We start from the raw sequence: 20,115 nt of genomic DNA, 5'->3' as shown, positions 1-20,115 counted from the left end.
TGCGGCGGCTTTTATTCATTTACGATGTGGCGGCAGGCGCGCAAATGCGCGCCTGCCGCCACATCGTAAATGAATAAAGAGTCGTAGGTGCGCCCCTTACGGGCGCTTGCCGCGCAGCTGCCCCGTTCCCGGGCGCTCACGTTTCCCAGGGGTGTGAGTATATTAGCTGTGAATAGAATCGCCGACGTTGATGAGGCCGCCAGAAATAATTTTGGCGCCCAGCCCTCCGCGATGGATGAAGCCAACGGCGACTTTATGGCCGGTCTTTTCCATGAGGTGAGGACATGGCTCGCAGAGGGCGATGCCACGCAGGACCGTATCGCCAATACGGAATTCTTTATCTACCAGGTGGCTAAGAGCGAAGCCTTTGGTAACGACGTTGCGCCGCATGTCGGCGGCGGTTACCGTGATCTTGCTTTCCGTCTGAACACTCTCTATAGCTTCGCTTTCGATCAGGGTGATCTCGTAGCTCTGCTCATCGGGACCCGAGTGGGTGCCGGTTTTCGCAAAATAACGATCGCCTACAATACCTTGATCCGCGACCAGCCGGGCATTATCAACCTCTTGCATTGGCTCATCGGCCGCTGGTGCAATATAGAGAGCGACCACCTCGCCGTCCCACCATATCTTCTCTGTCATCAGTTCCATCCTTACCTATACATTATGCATGTACCATTCACATAAAAAATTGTCTCTACCGGCAATAGAAGCCGGACTACAATATCCTTAGCGCAAAGTGATAGATCAAAAGCGAGATGGTGAGCGTATATACATCAGAGGGTATGTTTTAGAACACTGTGCAAAAACTGGCAGAAATAAAAATTCTCTATTTACGGCCATCTCTTGTGGGAGTATAGAAGAAACATTCATCTAAGTCAATAGAAAACCTTCGTTGGCATAGAGCTGCGACCAGAACAAGAAAAAAGGGCTAACAGGAGATACAGCAGCACAGCAATTCGTTGAAACTGGTGGTACACTAAAGGAAAATAGACATACTCATGTGCTCCTATCTCTCGTTACATGGGGGCAAGATAAGCGGGTGCTCTTTTAATATATTGTATTGACAAGGCAGCAATACTTTCGCTACAGTAGAGAAACGATATAATTTTATGCGCGATATCTATGTGTAGGACAGGGAGGGACGGTCATGGGGAAGTGTTTGGACTTCAAAGGCTGTGGATTTGACAATCGAGATGAGGCACGCTTCTGTTCACAGTGTGGTCTTCCAACCGGGGGCACCGTGCTACAGGGCCACTACGAAATCCAATCCTTGATTGGCAAAGATCGTGGGACAGCCACTTTCCAGGCAACTGATCGGCAGAATCAACAGGCGGTGACGGTACGTGCATTGATTCCTCGCGATACCAATGCCCGGGAACGGGATAACTTTCTGCAGGATGCGGAACTGGCGGTCTCACTTTCGACCCATGTCAGCGATCCCCGCAGCATTCGCGTGATCGATTATGGGCAGGATGGGCCGATCGTCTATATGGTAAAGACGACGGGGACAACACCACAGTCATCGACGCCACAGCCATCGCCCCTGTCGCGCATCATCAATCGTCTCTCCACCGATCTCTTTCCACAGACACCCTCACCAGGTGGTACGGGTGATGAGGAGACAACCCAGATTCGCATAGCGATCCCCACGGGGAGGCCGCAGACGGTGCCTCCACCCAGGAAAACTCCGGTCCCGGCGGTACATGATTGGTTGGCGGAGGGGAACCTGGCCTATGAGCATGGGGATTATGAGCAGGCGTTAATGAACTACGATATGACGATCAACCAGGATCGCTCTTCGGTGGAGGCCTGGGGAGGCAAAGGGGCCACCTTGCTACACCTGGGTCGGCCAGAGGAGGCGTTGCAGGCCTATGACCAGGCGCTGGCGCTCAGCCCACGCGATCCCGAATGCTGGACATCGCGCGCCAGTGTGCTGCACGACCTGCAACGCTATGATGAGGAGATGTATTGCTACGAGCAGGCCCTGACCTTTGATCCCGACTATATCTATGCCTGGAGTGGACGCGGAATGGCGCTGGCGGAAAAGGGATACTCTGAAGAGGCTCTGGTCGCCTTTGACCGCGCCCTACTGCTGGATTCTCAGCAGGCGACGGTCTGGCAGGCCATGGGAGATACCCTCTACAGTCTGCAGCGCTACGATGAGGCGCTAATCGCCATCGACCGGGCACTCTCGTTGGACAATGACCAGGCCTCGCTGCTGGATACCAAAGGCAATATTCTGCGACGCCTGAAGCAGCCGGAACAGGCGCTGGCCCTGCATGAACGGGCCACGCAGCTGGAGCCCAACAGCGCCACCAACTGGTTCGACAAGGCCAACGATCTACGCGACCTGCGTCGTTTTGGGGAAGCGCTGAATGATTATGATAGAGCGTTAGCACTCGACCCAACATTGGCGGGCGCGTGGTATAATCGAGGCAATGTATTAGCAGCACTACGAATGTTTGAAGATGCTTTAAACTCGTATGACCAGGCTTTGCAATATGATGACGGTCTGATCTCGGCTTGGTATAATAAGGGCAGTCTACTGCATGAGTTACAGCGCCACCAGGAAGCGCTGGCGGCTTTCGACCGCGCCCTGGCGCTCGACGTGCATTATATTGCCGCATGGAATAATAAAGGACTTTCGCTCTTTGCGCTTGGTCGACTCGAAGAGGCTCTCGCCGCGTTGGACCAGGCAACGTCCTTCGCACCCGAGGAACCAGATGCCTGGTATAACAAGGCGGTGGTCCTCGATAAACTAGGACGCAAACAAGAGGCGATTACGTGTCGAGATTGGGCACGCTCACTCGATCAACAAGCTAAACAAGCATAAAACGCTCTCTCGTACGCGTTCATACAGATACAAGAATGAGGACGAGGGTACATACAGCAACGCGGCAATGCTATCCCCGCGGATAGTGGTCAATGCCGTCACTGACAGGTTGTTCCCCGTCCCACAACCATCTCGACCATAAACCAGCGGTGCCACTGACCAGGTGCCATTAGATCTCGACACTGCAGAAGGTGTCTCGCTACACGGAGGAGGGAATGCGACGCTGCGCCGATCAGGTTGACTGCGGATATGACAACCGGGACAGCGATTTATTTTGTAGAGCATGTGCACTGCCGTTACTAGACACCGCTCTGGCTGGTCGTTATGTGGTGGAGGCCTTATTAAGTAAGGGTGGTTACGCGGCGGTATTTCGTGGTATAGACCAGAATCTATCTCGTCACATTGCTATCAAGGTGCTGTTACCCAGTAAAACTACGCCCAATGAGCGCGATCATTTCCTGCGTGAAGCACGGATCGCTGCGACGCTGGATCATCCAAATATCGTTCCCATACTTGATTATGGTAAAGATGGTTCAAGCGTCTTTCTCGTGATGCCTTTGTATACGGTTGGCTCTTTACGAACCCGGCTGGCACAGGTCGATGGCCCGTTGCCCATTCCGGAGGTTATTCATAACTTCCATCAGCTCGCCAGTGCCCTATACTATGCTCATACCCGTCAACGTCCAATTATTCATCGTGATATTAAACCAGAAAATATTTTGATCCACCAGGAGGATTACCGCCTGGTGATTACCGATTTTGGCATCGCGCGCTCACTGGAGCCGGGCGCACGCTTTGGCAAAACAATCACTGTACGGGGAACCGTTGGCTATATGGCGCCGGAACAGAGCAGCGGCATCGTCGATCCGCGCAGTGATCAATATGGTAGCGCGGTCGTGCTCTATGAGATGCTGACCGGCTTCCATCCTCTCGATCCACGCGGCGGCTCGATCCCGCTGGTGACAACGCTCAATCCAGAGCTACCGCCCCTCCTGGATACGGTGCTGCAGCGTGCGCTGGCCAGCCGGCCCGAGGATCGCTATGCGAATATGATGGAGTTCGTGCGCGCCTTTGACTATGCCTATCGGCCCAATGCGAAGGGACGCTATTCATCATCATCGTCGTCATCGTCATCAGCGTCGAGCGCGGTGGTCAATGATGGCATCGTCTTGCCACGCCATGCGACCTATGCGCCGCAAGGGAATAATGGCACCAATTCCGGGCTGGCACGCAGCCAGACAGGGAGGCAGGTGGCGGCCGGCACCGGACATAGCCAGAGCGTACAGCCGCAGTATCAGTCTCGCGGCAACGTCAGTACGGGCAGCGTGCGCGAGAAGTGCCGCGAGGGCGATCAGTATCTGAAGCAGCAGGCGTACTCACAGGCTCTGATGGCCTATGAGGAGGCGCTGCGCATGGACCATGTGAACTTCTATGCCTGGAATGGCAAGGGAACGGCCCTTTACAACCAGGGCAATTACCGCAAGGCGCTCGAAGCCTATCAGCGCGCAACCGAGATCGAGCCCAACAATGCTATCGTCTGGGTGAGCGCGGGCCTGGTGCTCAACCGGCTGCAGCGCTACCAGCAGGCCCTGGTCCATTTTGAGCGGGCCCTGGCGATCGATCCACGCTATGTGGCGGCGTGGAATGGCAAGGCGGATACGCAGCTGGATATGAACATGCCCGAGGAGGCCTGGGCCTCGTATGAGCAGGCCCTGAAGATCGACGCGCGCAGCTTCCACGCCTGGAATGGTCTGGGCAATGCCCGTTCAAGCCTGCATGATTTCCACGGGGCCGTCGATGCCTATACACGGGCCCTGTTGATCAATCCGCGTAGCGCGGTGGCCTGGTGCAACAAAGCGGAAGGATTGATTCGCCAGGGACACAATAAAGCGGCCCTGGATGCCCTCAATGAGGCGACCGAGATGGACAAGAACTATGCCCGCGCCTGGCTTTTAAAGGCCGAGGTGTATGAGTCGCTGGGCAATCCACAAGAGGCCCAGAAGGCCCGGCGCCGGGCCAACCGCTGGGGCCTAAAAAGTTAAAAGGGCGGCGCTCAAACTATTTAGCGGGGGTGATGGCGCATTGCGCCATCACCCCCGCTAAATATTTTGAGCGCCGGCGTTACAACCTCTGCCGAGCACGCTCGGCGAGCTTCCACTTGCGGGAATAGGAGATGAGCTCACGCATGGCTTTGAGGATGACACGAGGGTGAGCGCCGGTGGCCTTTCCCTTCTGACGAGGAAGGTGTCTGACGCCGACCTCGGTATAGATATGACCAGCACGAACGAATTTATAGAGGATCTCCGCGTTGATCATGGCGCCGCGCGTCTCCAGATTGAGGGTTTGAAAGAACTCGGCGCGGTACAGTTTGAAAGCACAATCCAGATCGCGTACCTTGATCCCCAGCACCAGGTGTACCAACTGCTTCCAGCCCCAGGCATTCAATTTACGAATCCAGGGATCATGACGGGGAGCGCGATACCCAAGTACGGCGTCACAGTGTTCGATGAGGGGAAAGAAGCGTTCCAGATCATTGATGTCAAACTGACCATCCGAATCCATAAAAAAGACCAGCTCTTTGCTGGCGGTATGGAAGCCGGTTACGAGGGCCGCTCCGTATCCTCGGTTCTGCGAGTGATGCATCAAACGGATGCGTGGTTCGTCTCCGATCAGTCGCTCGATAATGTCGCGTGTATGGTCTCTGCTGCCGTCGTCCACGACGATGATTTCAAAGTCATCGGTCCATGTTCTCAGGGCGCTCGCCACCATCGTTACCGTTTGCTCGATAACGGCCTCTTCGTTATACGCAGGCAAGACTACCGACAAACTATAGGAAAGCTTCCTTTCAGACACCGCGCCGGGTGCCACATGCTGGTCCGGTACAACGCCCACCTGGACGGACTGACCCTGTGGCATTGATGACATGGCAAACATCCGTGAAGTTATACTCACCCTTAACATAAGTTCTCTATTCCCTTCCATCACCTGAAGCAACTCTCATGTTGATCTGAATAATCACACAATAAACAAAAGAAGATACCAGAAATCGGAATGCGTCTACATATTCAGTCTACCAGCGTGCTCCAAAAATAAATATTCCCCCTACCGCTATATAAGTCCCAATATGCGATAGAGGGGATAGATTGATTTATTTGTTTTATGCTACATTGAACGTATTATTCAAAAATGATGTCATCTAACTGGGGTAAACCTGGCTTGAGCGGACGGTCATACCTGTGACCGTATCTACTCTCCCTACGCAGCCCTAACCACAGATGTACAAAAACAGCGCCCACAAGAACAAGGATAAATGTGAAGATTGCCACCAGATATGTACCCATAATGTCCCTTGCCTTCTAGGAATGACAAGAACAATCCTATTCTATTTTCATCCACACTTGATAAAACGTAATAGTTAAAACATTATCAAACGGGTTGACATATGATGAAACAAAATTATAGCATATAATTTATCCTGTGGCAAAAAACGTGTTTTTTGTTTTTTCTCCTATATCCTTTAAAGTGGAGGGTGTCAGACACGCTTTTTGCGGGAGCGTTTCCGCCCCCACACAGGCGGCCGCATACGCGGCCGCACATTTTTGGGATGGTGCAGCGGGCGCGTCTAGCGCCCGCTGCACCATCCGATAGAAGTCTGTTTAAGCTTGCGAATGTGGAGAGCTCAAACAACTTAGCCTCCGCTTTATATGTTGGCGCAGCGGGCGCGCTAAGAGTGCCTGCTGCGCCAACATATAAAAGCTTGCGAGATTTCAATGGCCCTTATAGGGGTTGGTGCGACAGGTGCGCATTCGCGCACCTGTCGCACCAACCCCTATAAAACCAATGCGGCCGCGCATGCGGCCGCCCGAGCAGGGGCGCTCCTGCGCCCCTGGAAAAAGTGTGTCTGACACTTTTTATGGCCTTTATAGGGCGATGTCCGGGTCGAGGCGGGGGAAGAGGAGGGAGTTGGGGACAACCTGGGTGAAGGTGGCGCTTCCCCAGGGGGTGTCATGGTTCCAGGCGCCCGCTTGCAGTACGGGGAGCCCGAGTTGCTCGTAGATACGCTGGCTTGAGGCGGGGATGTAGGGGGTTAGCAGGATGGCCAGGATACGCGTCGCTTCAGCGGCGGAGTATAAGACGGTATCCAGGTGCTGCTCTTCGCCTTCCTGCTTCGCCAGTTTCCAGGGTTCGCTCTGTTCAATGTATTGGTTGACACGGCGCACAAAGGCCCAGGTCGTGTTCAGCGCCTGGCCGATCTCCCAGTTTTCGAGCGCGATCTGTGCCTTCTCGCGTGTGGCGCTGGCCATCGTCTGCAGTTCCAGTTCAAGAGGACCGACCGCACCGGGCGTGGGCACGGTGCCCCGACGATAGCGCTTGATCATGGAAACGACGCGGTTAAGCAGGTTGCCAAGATCATTGCCCAGTTCGTCGTTATAGTAGCGCAGCAGACCGGCGCGCGAAAAATCGCCGTCAGAAGCGAATGAGAAGGTGCGGGCCAGGTAGTAGCGTACCGCGTCGGCGCCAACCTTCTCCACCAGAGCCACAGGATCAATGACGTTGCCCAGCGTTTTGGAGATGCGCTGGTTCTCAAGCGACATAAAACCATGCACCGGGATCTGCTTCGGCAGTGGCAGGTCCGCCGACATCAGCATGGCGGGCCAGTAGAGACAGTGGAAGCGGGTAATGTCTTTGCCGATGACATGGGCGTTGGCGGGCCAGTAGTGTCGGAATTTCTGCTCGTCGTCGGGAAAGCCGACGGATGTCAGGTAGTTGGTGAGCGCGTCAAACCAGACGTAGATAACGTGCTTGGGATCGTCAGGGACAGGGATGCCCCAACCCTCGATGCCCGGACGCACCCGACGCGATACCGAGAAGTCACGCAGTCCCTGACGAATCAGGGAGACGATCTCGGCCCTGCGTGTGGCCGGCACAATAAAGTCTGGATTGGCCTCGATATGCGCCAGCAGGCGATCGCTGTAGCGGGACAGGGCAAAAAAGTAGTTCTCCTCATTCAGCCATTCCGGCGACAGCGAGGGATGATTGGGACAACGCCCACCGACCAGTTCCTCGGTGGTGTAGAAGTTATTACAATTTGGGCAATACCAGCCCGAGTAGGTATCTTTGTAGATATCCCCCTTAGCGAGGGCACGCCGGAACATTTCCTGAGAGGCGCGCAGGTGGCGCTCCTCGGTGGTGCGTATCCAGTAATCATATGAGATGTCCAGCGCCTTCCAGGCTCGCCGAAAGGCCTCATCCATCAGGTTGACCCACATGTGCGGCTCAACACCTTCCTCATTGGCCTTCAGGAGCACATGCAGGCTATTTTCATCGATGCCCATGCTAAAAAAAGTGTCATCCCCACGTAGGCGATGATAACGCGCCACCACGTCGGCCATGACCTTCTCCAGGCCGTGGCCAATATGTGGAGCGCCATTGGGATAGTCTATGGCCGTCGTAATGTAGTAGTGGGCTGAACCCTTGTCATCCGTATCTTCACCGGAATGCTTATACGTCATAGCGCTTACCTCGCAAAAAAGATAGCCAGTAGTACATAAAAAGAGAGGAGCGCAGATCGTGTCATCTGCGCTCCTCTTCATATCCAAGCTTCTGCGGTACTTACCTGTTCAGGAACCCCGGCGATGTACAGGGAGAGAAACATGACACGCTGCGACATACCATTGTCATCATCTGAGACATTGGCATGCGCATAGGCATCATAGCAAGCATAAGAGATCCTTGTTCCTGCCGCAAGATAATTTTTCACTCCTCAGCTACAAAAAGGAAGCTTCAGATAAGCAGAAGCAAAATTAGCGAATTTCCACCCGGAGGTGTCATTGCTAAGTGTATCGAGAAGAGCCATCTTTTGTCAAGCTTATTATTGGTTTTTAAGTTCTTAAGTTCTTAAGTTCCCTATTTGAAAACATCCATAGAAAATTGATCAACATTGTCATAAATACACACCCATTTGGGCCTGGATGTATGTTACAATTAAAAAAAACTTATCGTGCGCCCCGGTTGGGACGATCGCGATGCGCCGCATTGAAGATGAAATACATATTCTGGTATAGATTTTGACTATACATTTCTCGCGAAAGGCTTCTAAGATGGAACGTTCAAATACAACGGTAAAACCTGATCGTATCCTTGATCTAGGGACAGAGGGCTGCAGTCGCTTACTAGAGAATATCGCCGATGCCATGGTTGACCTCGCCCCTGGGCAGACCTTGCTAGTCATTGCGAACGATCCGGCCGCCCCCCTCGATATCAAAGTCTGGAGCCGCACCACGGGAAATACCTTGCTACAGGCCAACCTGATCGAAAATCAGTACCTGATCCAGAAGAAGCGCGCCTAGTCGTAGGTGCCGGGCTCGCCTCGGCTTTGTCGCAAAGCGACCCCACCCCCGGCACGTCCGGAGTCAGCGGACGCGCTCCACGCGTGTGACGAAGAGGATGCCCTGGAAGAGCAGGATGCAGGCGGTCAGCAGGAAGATGGGGCTGATGATCTGCAGGAAGGCGCAGCATAAGGCCAATCCGAAGCAGATCCAGAGGATGGTGCGTTCGGTTGGCTGAAATGTTCGCTTGAGCCAGAGCAGGCAGACCAGTGCGATCACGATCAGTCCGATGGTGGCGATGTAAAAGGGCAGGACGATGTGGGGGCTGGCGAACCAGGCGATGATATTTGTATGCGTGTCTCCCCCTCTCTTGCCATGATCGAAGAAGAGCAGTCCCAGCGCCAGGGTGTTACAGAGCAGCTGCCAGCGATCCCAGCCACCAAATGGGCGCACGAGACGAAACAGTCCGACCACCAGAAAGAGCAACAGGATCCACCAGAGCAACTGGTTGAGGTCAATCCCCATTGCGCCACCTCCCAGCCCTGATGAGAGGGGCCCGGAGGCGGTACCAAAAAAGGGCAGCGTCAGTACCAGCGCCAGCGTGGTCAGCCAGAGTATAAGATGTTCGAGGCGCATGGCGATCAAGGGCCATTGCCAGCTCTGTTGCAGTTGCGGCTGCGGCTGCCATGGGAAGCTACTATTGTTCAGGCTGCTATCCTGCTGATTGGCGGATTTCATGCGGCGCCAGATAACACGACCCACAACAGCTCCGACCACCCCGACGATACACCACAGGAAGATCACGGCCCCGACCTGATTTCCTACGACGATCTCCATGCCGACCTGTGGCGCGACACGCCAGCCGGGCAGCACACGTGGGTCCGCAGGTAGGGAGGATGAGGCATGGGACCAGATGGCAGTCTGTAGCAGGGCCGTCAGCAGGGCGACCAGGTAGAGCATGCCGCGTTCCAGCGCCGTAAAGAAGTGGCGTGCGCGCAGCAACTGGAGCGCTACCAGTATCAGCAGGCCATATGCCACCAGCAGATTGATATTGAGCAGGGCCATAAAAGAGGTGGCGAACAGACCTGTCAGGACCGGTACCGGATGGGTGGCTGGCGCGTTCTTCAGAAGCATATTTTGCAGCAGCACGCAGGGGAGGGCCAGCACGGTCAGTGAGATTCGCGCCAGGCGCGTGGGACCTGATATAAGGAAGATCCACAGCAAAGCGATGAGCAGCGGTCCCCAGCCCAGCAGGACGTTAAAGACCATGTCCTGATTTTCGCCGGACTTCCCCACCCAGAACAGAGCAGCCGACAGCGGCGTCTGAACCAGCTCGTTAAAGCTGCCCAGGTGGAACTGCAGGGCGATCGCAATAATAGAAATGATAAAGACCGTGACGCGATCAAACCAGGCATAGGGTCTACCGATGCGTACAAAAGAGCAGAAAGCACAGACCAGCAGGCAGAGGCACAGCAAGGCGTTGATTAACTGCATCGCCAGCGGCGAGGCTCCCGCGAACAGGGCTGACAACGACTCGCTCCCCAGACTATAAGATGTGCAAGCGTACAGCAGGGCGATCATCCCCAGCGCGAGATGGCTGGCCCAGGCCCCATAGCGGTCAGCGCGCCAGAGTGAGATACCGGCCAGCAAGAGGATCACCATGCCGATAATCTGGCCGAAGCGAATAGCGTTAAGGGCCGACTGCACATCCGCGAAGGCGGGCAAGGCCAGGCAGACTCCCGGCAGACCTACGATCAGGCCGGTCAGGATATTGCGCGTCAGGCCGTTGTGGATAGATTTACTGCGCCGCGCCAGCACGACCAGTCCCAGCAGCAGCAGACACAGGCACAGGATGACCACGTGCGCGGGCGCCCGCAATCCAATCAGCGCGTACAGACTTCCCCCGGCGATGGCCGCGAAGAGAGCCAGAAAGAGGAGGCCGAAGCGCCAGGTCCAGACCGGTGGCGTGAAGCTCAATGGGAGGTAGGCCGGGATGTGCTTTACCACGTGCAGCAGCCGGGTCGGTAGCGCGGTCAGCTGGCTCCGCAGATAGGGAATGGATAGGTAGACGAGCGTGCTCCTGATATGGCCATACATGCGGGCCACAAATGGGATGATGACCAGGCTTAGCCAGAGTCCAGGTTTGCCGGGCAGGTTGTTGTATCGCTGCATGCGGCCGCCAAACTGGGCCGCGTAGGCCGTTCTGGCGTCATAGAATGGATCACTGCCATGCAGCGATACGGTGGTGGACGCGCCCTGCTGCTGCATCGCGAGTAGCTTCCCATAGACTTCATAGGCACCGGATGGACGCCTGGCGGCATCGGTCGCCACCAGCTGCTGGATCAGGTTGCTCAACTCGATCGGAACGGCTGGATTATAGTGTCTGACCGGCTGGAAGTGGAACGGCGTCGGCTGATTGTCGTTGGGATGGCGTCCCGTCAGGCAGGCGAACAGGGTAGCCCCCAGGCTATATAGATCTGAGCGCGGAGAGGTCTGACCATGACCAAACTGCTCCGGTGGCGCGTAGCCCAGCGAGCCAAAGGACTCGGTATCGAAGCGCTGCCCCTGCTTGAACAGGCGCGCGATCCCAAAGTCGATCAGGTAGACGCGCCCCTGGTCCGTAACCATCACATTGCTGGGCTTGAGATCGCGAAAGACGATCGGCGGCACATGCTCATGCAGGTAGCTCAGGACAGCGCAGAGTTGCAAAGCGTACGAAACCACCTGTCCAACGGGCAGAGAACCGGTCGAGCTCTCCTGCATCAGCTCCTGCAGGGTCTTGCCCGCGATAAATTCCATCACCAGGTACGAGCGACCATTTTCAGTGAAGGAGGTATAGACCTGCGGCAGATTAGGATGCTGCAGAGAGCCCAGCAAGTTGGCCTCGCCATGGAAGCGCTGCTGCGCATCGGCGAGCTGCTCGGGCCGCAGGTTAGCCTGGCTCATCTCTTTGATGGCCACCATACGATTATGCTCACCGGTGTCCAAAGCCTGATAGACGGCCCCCATACCACCCTGACCCGCCAGAGCAACAATTTGATAGCGCTGGAATAAGAGAGAATGAGGCGCCAGGAACCCCGTATGGTTGCTGATACCAAACATGTGTTCCGTCCCCTTATCTATAAAAACTATACCCCGATGATCAGGCAGGGTATACGAATAATGCTAACGATGGTGCACGCTGCCATGCAGCGCCTTCCCAAGAATATCGCACACTTACTTAAACGTAAAATCAGCTTGTTTTTCCAATTGTCTTTATCTCATCAATTGCCGCATGCTCGGTCCGCGCGGTCGATTGGTATTGCATGGTCATGAGAAGGGGGCCGAACAGGCCGGGGACGGGGGCCGCTTCGCGGCGGGCGACCGTTGAAGGTCGCCCCTACAATAACGTTTCATTTTGGGGGGAACGTTTCGATTTTGGCGACGTTCCTTGTTTAAGGGACGCGCATGCAAGAGGCAATCTCCTTTCATTTTATTGATGCGAGGGGGCACGCGAGCGCGTCGAGCGCTCGCGTGCCCCCTCGCATCAATAAAAATTTTTGAGCGCCGTAGGCGCGTAGAGTCAGGGGCCGAAGGCACGGAACGCTGGCGATCGGGCGCAAACAAGCAACCGAAGCCACAGCACGTATTGACTTTTAGGGCAAAGCGGGGTATAATTTACTTACCACATTTTATAGGAGATGCTACGAGTGATAGTCTTTAATTAACCATGAACGACCGTTTTGCAGGTGTCAGGCTGTTTTTGTCTGTCCTTTTTCTGGCTGATGGGCCGGGGAGAGTTGCTTTGCGGTATCCTGGTGATGAAGACTTTCTTTGTTGTTAGCGTCCTTTCTTTCAACCAAGAATTTTCCCCAATCCATTCCATACGCTCACAGATTTTCTGTCATCATCAGGATTCATCAGCCATAGAGCATCAAATGCCGTCCATGTACATGCATATCATGCCATATGGGCAGTGATCCGGCAGGCAACATGCAACGACACACAGATACACAGACATACCCTTTATAGATAGAGTTTATTCCGTCCCGTTGACGGAAAGGAGCCAATTTTGCCGGAACAAGTTATTCGTCAAACAGAAAAAAATCGTGATAACGAGCAGAAACCGATGCAGGGCCTGCTGGCCGATGCTCCGCTGCGTGCGATCCTGGTCAGTGTGGAGACGGTAGAGACCGATTGGCCGGTCGATGAGTCGCTTGATGAGCTGGAGCAACTGGCGTCGACGGCTGGCGTGCAGTGTGTGGATCGCATGGTCCAGCGCATGGAGCATCCCCATCCGGGTACCCTGCTCGGTTCGGGCAAGGTTCAGGAGCTGGCAGAGCTGCTGCGTTTCCATGATTGTGACGCGGTGATCTTTGATCTTGAGCTGCGGCCCAATCAGCACCGCAATCTGGAGCGCGAGCTGGAGATCCAGGTGCTGGACCGTACGGCGTTGATCCTGATCATCTTTGGTCAGCGCGCCCGTACCCGTGAGGGTCGTTTGCAGGTTGAGCTGGCGCAGGTCGAGTACGATCTGCCGCGCCTGACGCGCCAGTGGTCCCACCTGTCTCGACAGAGTGGCGGTGGCACCAATCAGCGTGGTGAAGGTGAGAAACAGATTGAGGTTGACCGCCGTCTGCTCCGCCGCCAGAAGGATCAGCTGGAAGAGGAACTGGATCAGGTACGCAGCCAGCGCCAGCTACATCGCGAGCGCCGCAAGTACGCGGGCGCCCCGGTGGTGGCCCTGGTCGGCTACACCAATGCTGGCAAGTCTACGATGCTCAATCGGCTGGCCGGCTCTGAGACGCTGGCCGAGGATAAGCTGTTCGCGACCCTGGACCCAACGACGCGGCGTGTGCGCCTGGCCGGAGGCCAGGAGATCCTCTTCTCGGACACGGTAGGATTTGTGCAGCGTCTGCCAACGACACTGGTGGCGGCCTTCCGTGCTACACTGGAAGAGGTGGCGGAAGCGGATCTCCTGGTACACGTGGTCGATGCCTCGCATCCTCATGTGCAGCATCAGATCGAGGCCGTTGAGCAGGTGCTGGAAGAGATCGGAGGCGGTGGTCTGCCCATGGTGCTGGCCCTGAATAAGGCCGACTTACTACCAGCTGACCATCAACTGGAGCTGACTGGTATCGCCTCCACGCTACCCAAAGTAGAGGTATCGGCGATGAAGGGAACGGGCGTTGAGGATCTGCTGCGCTGCATCAGCGAGACGCTGGTAGAGCAGTTTACTCCCCTCGACGTGTTGATCCCATACGATCGTGGAGAGCTGGTGGCCCAGTTCCACCAGTATGGTACTATTGAGGTTGAGGAGTATGAGGAGGGAGGTACCCACATCCGTGGACATATGCCGCAGAATCACAGCGGTCCCTTCCATGCCTTCCAGCGCGTGGTGCAGGAGAAAAAGGCCAGGCCTTCACGGCGCACCAAACAAGAACTGGCCGAACAGGAAGCATCCCAGCCAGAAGAATCTATTGTTTCGTAGTTTCATTGCTTCGCAGGTGGCATATAAAGTGGTGCAGAAGGCGCGCGGTTGCGCGCCTTCTGCACCACTTTTGTTAATGCGTGCATGTTGGGGAGGTGGGGAACACAGGCGTTCCCATTTTCTTATGTTGATGGCGATGCAGAAAATGCGCAATTGCGCATTTTCTGCATCGCCATCAACATAACAGGTGAGCACCGCAGGTGCGAAAACGCGTGCAGGCGCGAGCAATGATTATGTTTAGCGAAGGAGCAGAGAACAATGACAGATGGCTTTAACGGTCTGGGGATGGGATTGGGGAACCTTTCCCGTCTCTCACATGCGAAGACACGATCGATCAGTGCTGAGAACTTTAGTGGTGAGAAGGGTCAGGCAGGCATAGCGACAGAGGGGACGGGTGCATTCCATGCCCGTGATCTGGGCCAGGGCTGGAAGGTCTCTCCTTCGATCAAGATCGCCGCGCATAGCACCTTTACGCTGGCCGAGATCGCGGGTTCAGGCGCCATCCAGCATATCTGGATGACGGCGTATCCAGCTCACTGGCGGCAACTAATTCTGCGCGCCTACTGGGATGGTGAGGAAGCGCCTTCGATTGAGTGTCCCTATGGTGATTTCTTCGCCAACGGTTGGAGTGAGCGCTGCAACATCAGCTCGGTGCCGATCGCGGTCAATCCAGCTGGTGGTATGAACTCCTACTGGGAGATGCCGTTTCGCCAGGGCGCTCGCTGGACGATTGAGAATCTGAGCGACAACGATATCGTGCTCTATTTTCAGATCACCTACACGCTGACCGACGTGCCGGAGGATGCCGGCTATTTTCATGCCCATTGGCGGCGCAGCAATCCACTGGGCTATAAAGAGGTGCACACCTTACTGGATCACGTTCGGGGCCGTGGACACTATGTGGGGACGTACCTGGCCTGGCAGGTCAATAATCGCGGCTGGTGGGGTGAAGGCGAGATCAAGTTCTACCTGGATGGCGATCAGGAGTTCCCGACTATCTGCGGCACCGGGACCGAGGATTATTTTGGCGGTGCCTGGAACTTTGAGCATCCGCAGGGGCAGTACGGGACATATTCAACGGCCTTTCTGGGACTGCCGCAAGTGATCATGCCAGATGGGCTCTACAGCAGCCAGCAACGCTTCGGCATGTATCGCTGGCACATCATGGATCCAATTCGTTTCGAGGAGGATCTGCGCGTCACCATTCAGGCACTGGGATGGCGTAGCGGCGGCCGCTATCTTCCCCTGCAGGACGACATCGCCTCGGTCGCCTACTGGTACCAGAGTGAGCCACATATCCCCCATCCAGCTCTACCCGCCATCGACGGCCTGGAGATCATTTAATAACGAATTGACAAACAGCTCCCGCTTCCCTTTGAGCAAGGAGGTGGGAGCTGTTTGCGTCTGGCTGGCTAATGTGATTGTGATAGGGAGCGGCGCTGGCGCGTGGCCTCATATAATAAGATCGATGTGGCGCAGGCCACGTTGAGCGAAGAGGCGGAGCCAGCCATCGGGATACTGACGACGGTATCGCAGAACTCTCGGTAGGCGGCGCTCATCCCCCAGGTCTCGTTGCCGACCACCAGCAGGGTTGGCTGTGTAAAATCGTGCTCGGTCAGCTCGCAATCCCCCTTCTCATCGCTGCCCACCACGTGAAACGATCCCAGGCGTCGCCGAATAGCCTCGACCCAGGGCAACAACTCTTTCTGTGAAGGCAGGCGCACCACCGGCAGGGCGAAGAAGGAACCCGTAGTGGCGCTGATGGTCTCGGGATCATAGAGGTCCACGCTATGGCCGGTGATGACCATACCATCGACCCCCATGGCATCGCAGGAACGAATGATCGTTCCCAGGTTGCCAGGGCTGGCGGGACGATCAAAGACCACTACCAGCAGATCATCCTTCATGGGGATGCGCGCTGGATCATCCTCCGGCATAGATACCAGGGCGATCAGCTCGGACGGCTCGGATTTGTTGCTCAGCTTGGCGTGCAGGTACCAGGGCAGTTCGTAGTGCACCTCGGCCTGCGAGTCGCGCAGAATGTTCTCAGCCCAGTCCGAGAGCGGCTTATCTCTGGAATATAAGAAGGCGCGCACGTGCCAGTTATAGTGCAGGGCTTGATTGATGGGGCGAACCCCCTCCACAAAGAATTCACGCTGGCGCAGGCGCTTCTCGCGCTTACGCCGCAGCGTCTCGGCATATTGAAAATCGTTGTTCTCTGAATGTATCTTGACGATGCGTGGTCGTGTACCTGGCTTCATCCCCTCTTTACCTTCTTACCTTCTTAACTTCTTATTTTTCTTTGATTACGGCTGCCCCTATCTTATCACAGGATGGGAGAGGCAAAGCTGAAAGAGCTACATTAGCGCGTTTGCGTTATTAAAAAATAGAGCTTTGTTTTAAGTGATTTTATCGGTTATGAAACTATATTGGACTCGTTAAATAATCAGATGCCTATGCATGCGTCTGAGGTAATTTATTTCTCTATAGATATCTACTTGTTCTTACATTGAAAAGGAGTGATTTATGATTAACCGAACAGATTTTACAGATCACGAATGGAAACAGCTGAAAGGTCTACCTTTTATGATTGGTAGCGGCATCGTTGTTGTTTCCAGGAGTGGCGCCATCGGCAAAATTAAAGAAGCAATGTCGCTTATCTCAAGTTCTCGAGAAGCCGCCAAACAATTTCCCGATAACCAGTTTATCCAAGAGCTGCTCAGTTCTGAAGATGCTAAAAGTTCTCAAGAAGAACATCATGAGGAGAATTTACCTGTAAACGACTCTGCTCAGGTTACAGACTTCTTGATGGAGCGATGTCGTGAGGTGGTCACAATCCTCGACACCAAGGTCAGCGCTGAAGAGGCTAATGACTATAAACGTTGGATAGTGGCCAGTGCCGAGCATGTGGCCAATACCAGCAAGAGCGGAGGCTTTCTGGGCATTGGGGGCAAACATATCGATGATCGAGAAGCTCAGTTCTTGCAAACGCTACGGGAAACGCTAGGCATCAGCGCTTAACTTTCTTTATCATTTTGGCATGTTCACAGAAGGATGGCCCATTCTCCTTGCTCTCCAGGCGCGGGAAGAAATAGGCCATCCTTCAATCGGGATCGAAGTAATTCAGTTCTACCAACAACCATCAGCTATCTGCCCCTGGCTTCGAGTACGCAATTGCCCCAATGAAAACATTATTGCTGCCCGGTTCGCTGCCAGAGCGCTGGATAATCTATAACCAGCCCCCAGGAATCAACGGGTAGATCAGCGGTGAAGTTGATGTCCAGACCATCATAGCGATAGGTACCGCCAGAAGATGTGCGGGAAAGACAGGTATAGCGCTGCCGATCTGGATGAATGGAGAGATCAGGAATAGAGATATAAGCCATCAGGAGATCCGCGCTCTCGCCAGGTTTAAGCGTCAGGCGGCGAATAGGCAGCGTATTGGTAAAAGGGGTAACGGAGATATCAATATCGAGGCAACCATCCAGATCCGGGTATGCCGCCCCATCAGCATCGGTCCAGTGTCCCTGTCCATCTGAGTACAGATTCACTGCCTGACCTTTTTCCCCGCCACCAACCTGGAGATGGCATTCGCGGACGCGCCAGGCGCTATCCATACGCACCTGATACCAGAGGCGAAAGGGTTCAGAGTCATGTGTGCCCAGCACGATGCTATCGGCGACAATACCTTTCTCGTTTTCCACCAGATATAATTGCTCCAGGCCAGGGGATATTAGAGGAGTCCACCAGACATAAGCTTCCATGACAGATAATGCCTCCATTATTGTTAACTGACAATCATCCATGACTCAAGCGTAGTGCCCGCCTTTACCGTCAGCACCAGGAAGGCGGGCAACCTGCCGCTATTTGGCCCAGGGACCAATGCCGCCGACGCGTTCGACTGTAATGTGGGTGATATAACCTTCAGGCGCGTTATCACCGGCGAACTGCGTGCCCGGTCCGACATAGACCTGTGCCAGTTGATTGAGCAATTGGGGAGCGCCTCCTTCGGTGACTCTGGCGCGACCATGGATAACCAGGTAGTTGTCTAATCCATTAGTCTTGCCCCCGGTCAGCAGTGAAAGCACGACACGGTTATCGCGCTGAATGTTCTGCGCCTTTTTATGCAGTTTAAGGTGAGCACTGACGATCTCATCGTTATCCAGACCAATCCATATAACGGTGACCTGCGGGCTACCATCCGCATTCAAGGTGGTCAGATGCGCCAAGTGGCCCGCCGTCAGGGCCTGCCGTACCTCATCGCTTAGAACCATATCAATCACAACCTTTCTGCTATTCATCAAAGGGCTTTAAAGTTAGTATAAAGTGAAAATAACAAAAAAGAGAAGCGCCAGCAGAGCCGGGCTTCTCTTTTCACGCCTTTAGAGATGGGATAGTGATGATTATGCGATGTTGACGGGCTGGCCGGTTTTGGCCGATTCGATGGCGGCGAACATCAGCGCCAGGGTCTTGAGGTTGTCGCGGCCCGAGGTTTCGGGGACGCTGTTGGTTTTGACAGCCTCGACGAAGGCGGCCAAGCTGCCCGAGCGGTCGCGTTCAGTCAGCTCTGGCAGGGTGATAGGCGTCAGTTCGGTTTCGCCGCGCAGGCGGATGGCGGCGTATTCAGGCTGCTCGCCACGGCTGGTCCAGACCAGTTCGCCCTTTTCGCCTTCGATGCTCCACTCACCGGCCCAGTTGGTCTGGGGCGCGGTACTGACCCAGCTGCCACGGTAGTTGACGACGGCCCCACCGTCGAAGGTGATGGTCATGGCGCCTTCGGCGGGCTCGTCGTAGTTGCTCCAGGGAGCATTCCAGGTTTTGCAGCTAACCTGAACCGGCTCCTGACCGATGATCAGGCGCATCAGGTCGAAGTGGTGGATCGACATATCAGCCAGCAGGGGCTCCCAGATGTGGTAGTGACGATGCTCGGCGACCGGAGCGGTATTGTCGTAGCGCCGGAAGTCGAGGTTGATGGTCCCCAGGCGTCCGATCTGCTGCGCGGCTACCGCGGCGGCGGCGGCACGCGCAGCTGGCTGGAAGCGGTAGTTCTGGCTGATCATCAGGAGGAGTCCGCGCTGCTCGGCCAGTTCGACCAGCTCACGCGCTTCCGCCACGGTGGGAGCAAATGGCTTCTCCATCAAGACGTGCTTATCAGCCAGTAAGGCGGTGCGGGCGCTGGGTACGTGTCCCGGAAGGCTGGCCGTTACCAGCACGGCCTGCGCGGGTACGGTCTTGAGAGCCTCGTCCAGCGAGGTAAAGCAGCGATCGGCAGGAAGGTTCATGCGATCACGTGCCGCTTCGAGGGCGCCGGCATCGATCTCAACCCAGCCGGTAGTCTCAACATCCTTATTTGTGGCCACAACGCGGCGAGCCCAGTCGCCGCCCCAGCCACCAAGTCCAACATGAATAATCTGTAATGTCATAATGGTTACGACTCTCTCTGGTTACAGTACAGCGAGATAGCGATAAGCAAACATCTTTGT

14 protein-coding genes are annotated in these 20,115 nt (G+C 55.2%); 6 read left to right on the top strand and 8 right to left on the bottom strand.

Features of this window, described 5'->3' with window-relative positions; genetic code table 11:
• Positions 1-162: 162 nt before the first annotated feature.
• A complete protein-coding gene (locus tag AABA21_RS28535) occupies positions 163-639 on the bottom strand; it encodes an MOSC domain-containing protein (protein ID WP_338255461.1) in 477 nt (158 codons plus the stop codon).
• A gap of 508 nt (positions 640-1,147) precedes the next feature.
• On the opposite strand from AABA21_RS28535, the gene AABA21_RS28530 reads away from it, so the two are divergent.
• Together AABA21_RS28530 and AABA21_RS28525 are read left to right on the top strand one after the other, a co-directional pair.
• On the top strand, positions 1,148-2,833 hold the full coding sequence (locus tag AABA21_RS28530) for a tetratricopeptide repeat protein (RefSeq protein WP_338255460.1): 1,686 nt from the start codon (positions 1,148-1,150) through the stop codon (positions 2,831-2,833).
• 215 nt (positions 2,834-3,048) lie between these two features.
• Entirely contained in the window at positions 3,049-4,875 is a 1,827-nt protein-coding gene (locus AABA21_RS28525) for a protein kinase domain-containing protein (protein ID WP_338255459.1), read from the top strand.
• Between the two features lie 79 nt (positions 4,876-4,954).
• Here the strand turns inward: AABA21_RS28525 and AABA21_RS28520 are convergent, their stop codons facing one another.
• Both AABA21_RS28520 and metG read right to left on the bottom strand, forming a co-directional pair.
• On the bottom strand, positions 4,955-5,758 hold the full coding sequence (locus AABA21_RS28520) for a glycosyltransferase family 2 protein (protein ID WP_338255458.1): 804 nt from the start codon (positions 5,756-5,758) through the stop codon (positions 4,955-4,957).
• Between the two features lie 995 nt (positions 5,759-6,753).
• Positions 6,754-8,346, bottom strand: a complete 1,593-nt coding sequence (metG, locus tag AABA21_RS28515; RefSeq protein ID WP_338255456.1) for a methionine--tRNA ligase — start codon at positions 8,344-8,346, stop codon at positions 6,754-6,756.
• Positions 8,347-8,934: 588 nt separating this feature from the next.
• Here metG and AABA21_RS28510 point away from each other — a divergent pair.
• Positions 8,935-9,183: a sulfurtransferase TusA family protein gene (locus AABA21_RS28510; protein ID WP_338255455.1), complete on the top strand. Its 249-nt coding sequence runs from the start codon at positions 8,935-8,937 to the stop codon at positions 9,181-9,183.
• 63 nt (positions 9,184-9,246) lie between these two features.
• Here AABA21_RS28510 and AABA21_RS28505 read toward each other — a convergent pair whose 3' ends face one another.
• Positions 9,247-12,264, bottom strand: a complete 3,018-nt coding sequence (locus AABA21_RS28505) for a serine/threonine-protein kinase (protein WP_338255453.1) — start codon at positions 12,262-12,264, stop codon at positions 9,247-9,249.
• 949 nt (positions 12,265-13,213) lie between these two features.
• On the opposite strand from AABA21_RS28505, the gene hflX reads away from it, so the two are divergent.
• Positions 13,214-14,632, top strand: coding sequence for a GTPase HflX (hflX, locus tag AABA21_RS28500; protein WP_338255452.1), 1,419 nt, complete (start codon positions 13,214-13,216; stop codon positions 14,630-14,632).
• A gap of 258 nt (positions 14,633-14,890) precedes the next feature.
• Complete coding sequence (locus tag AABA21_RS28495; protein WP_338255451.1) at positions 14,891-15,976, top strand: glycoside hydrolase family 172 protein; 1,086 nt, start codon at positions 14,891-14,893, stop codon at positions 15,974-15,976.
• Positions 15,977-16,044: 68 nt separating this feature from the next.
• Here AABA21_RS28495 and AABA21_RS28490 read toward each other — a convergent pair whose 3' ends face one another.
• Positions 16,045-16,893 (bottom strand): RNA methyltransferase, encoded by an 849-nt coding sequence (locus AABA21_RS28490; protein ID WP_338255449.1) that lies wholly within the window; start codon positions 16,891-16,893, stop codon positions 16,045-16,047.
• A gap of 265 nt (positions 16,894-17,158) precedes the next feature.
• Between AABA21_RS28490 and AABA21_RS28485 the strand changes: the two genes are divergently transcribed.
• On the top strand, positions 17,159-17,653 hold the full coding sequence (locus AABA21_RS28485; RefSeq protein ID WP_338255448.1) for a hypothetical protein: 495 nt from the start codon (positions 17,159-17,161) through the stop codon (positions 17,651-17,653).
• A gap of 170 nt (positions 17,654-17,823) precedes the next feature.
• Here the strand turns inward: AABA21_RS28485 and AABA21_RS28480 are convergent, their stop codons facing one another.
• The 3 genes from AABA21_RS28480 to AABA21_RS28470 form a co-directional block, all read right to left on the bottom strand.
• Positions 17,824-18,396, bottom strand: coding sequence for a putative glycolipid-binding domain-containing protein (locus tag AABA21_RS28480; protein ID WP_338255447.1), 573 nt, complete (start codon positions 18,394-18,396; stop codon positions 17,824-17,826).
• Positions 18,397-18,495: 99 nt separating this feature from the next.
• Positions 18,496-18,906 carry a PPOX class F420-dependent oxidoreductase gene (locus AABA21_RS28475; protein ID WP_338255446.1) on the bottom strand — a complete coding sequence of 137 codons (411 nt, stop codon included), beginning with the start codon at positions 18,904-18,906 and terminating at the stop codon, positions 18,496-18,498.
• A 129-nt stretch (positions 18,907-19,035) separates the two neighbouring features.
• Positions 19,036-20,055 carry a Gfo/Idh/MocA family protein gene (locus tag AABA21_RS28470; protein WP_338255445.1) on the bottom strand — a complete coding sequence of 340 codons (1,020 nt, stop codon included), beginning with the start codon at positions 20,053-20,055 and terminating at the stop codon, positions 19,036-19,038.
• Between the last annotated feature and the right edge of the window lie 60 nt (positions 20,056-20,115).

The organism is Dictyobacter halimunensis, assembly GCF_036245075.1.
This window is presented reverse-complemented; position numbering and strand designations above follow the sequence as displayed.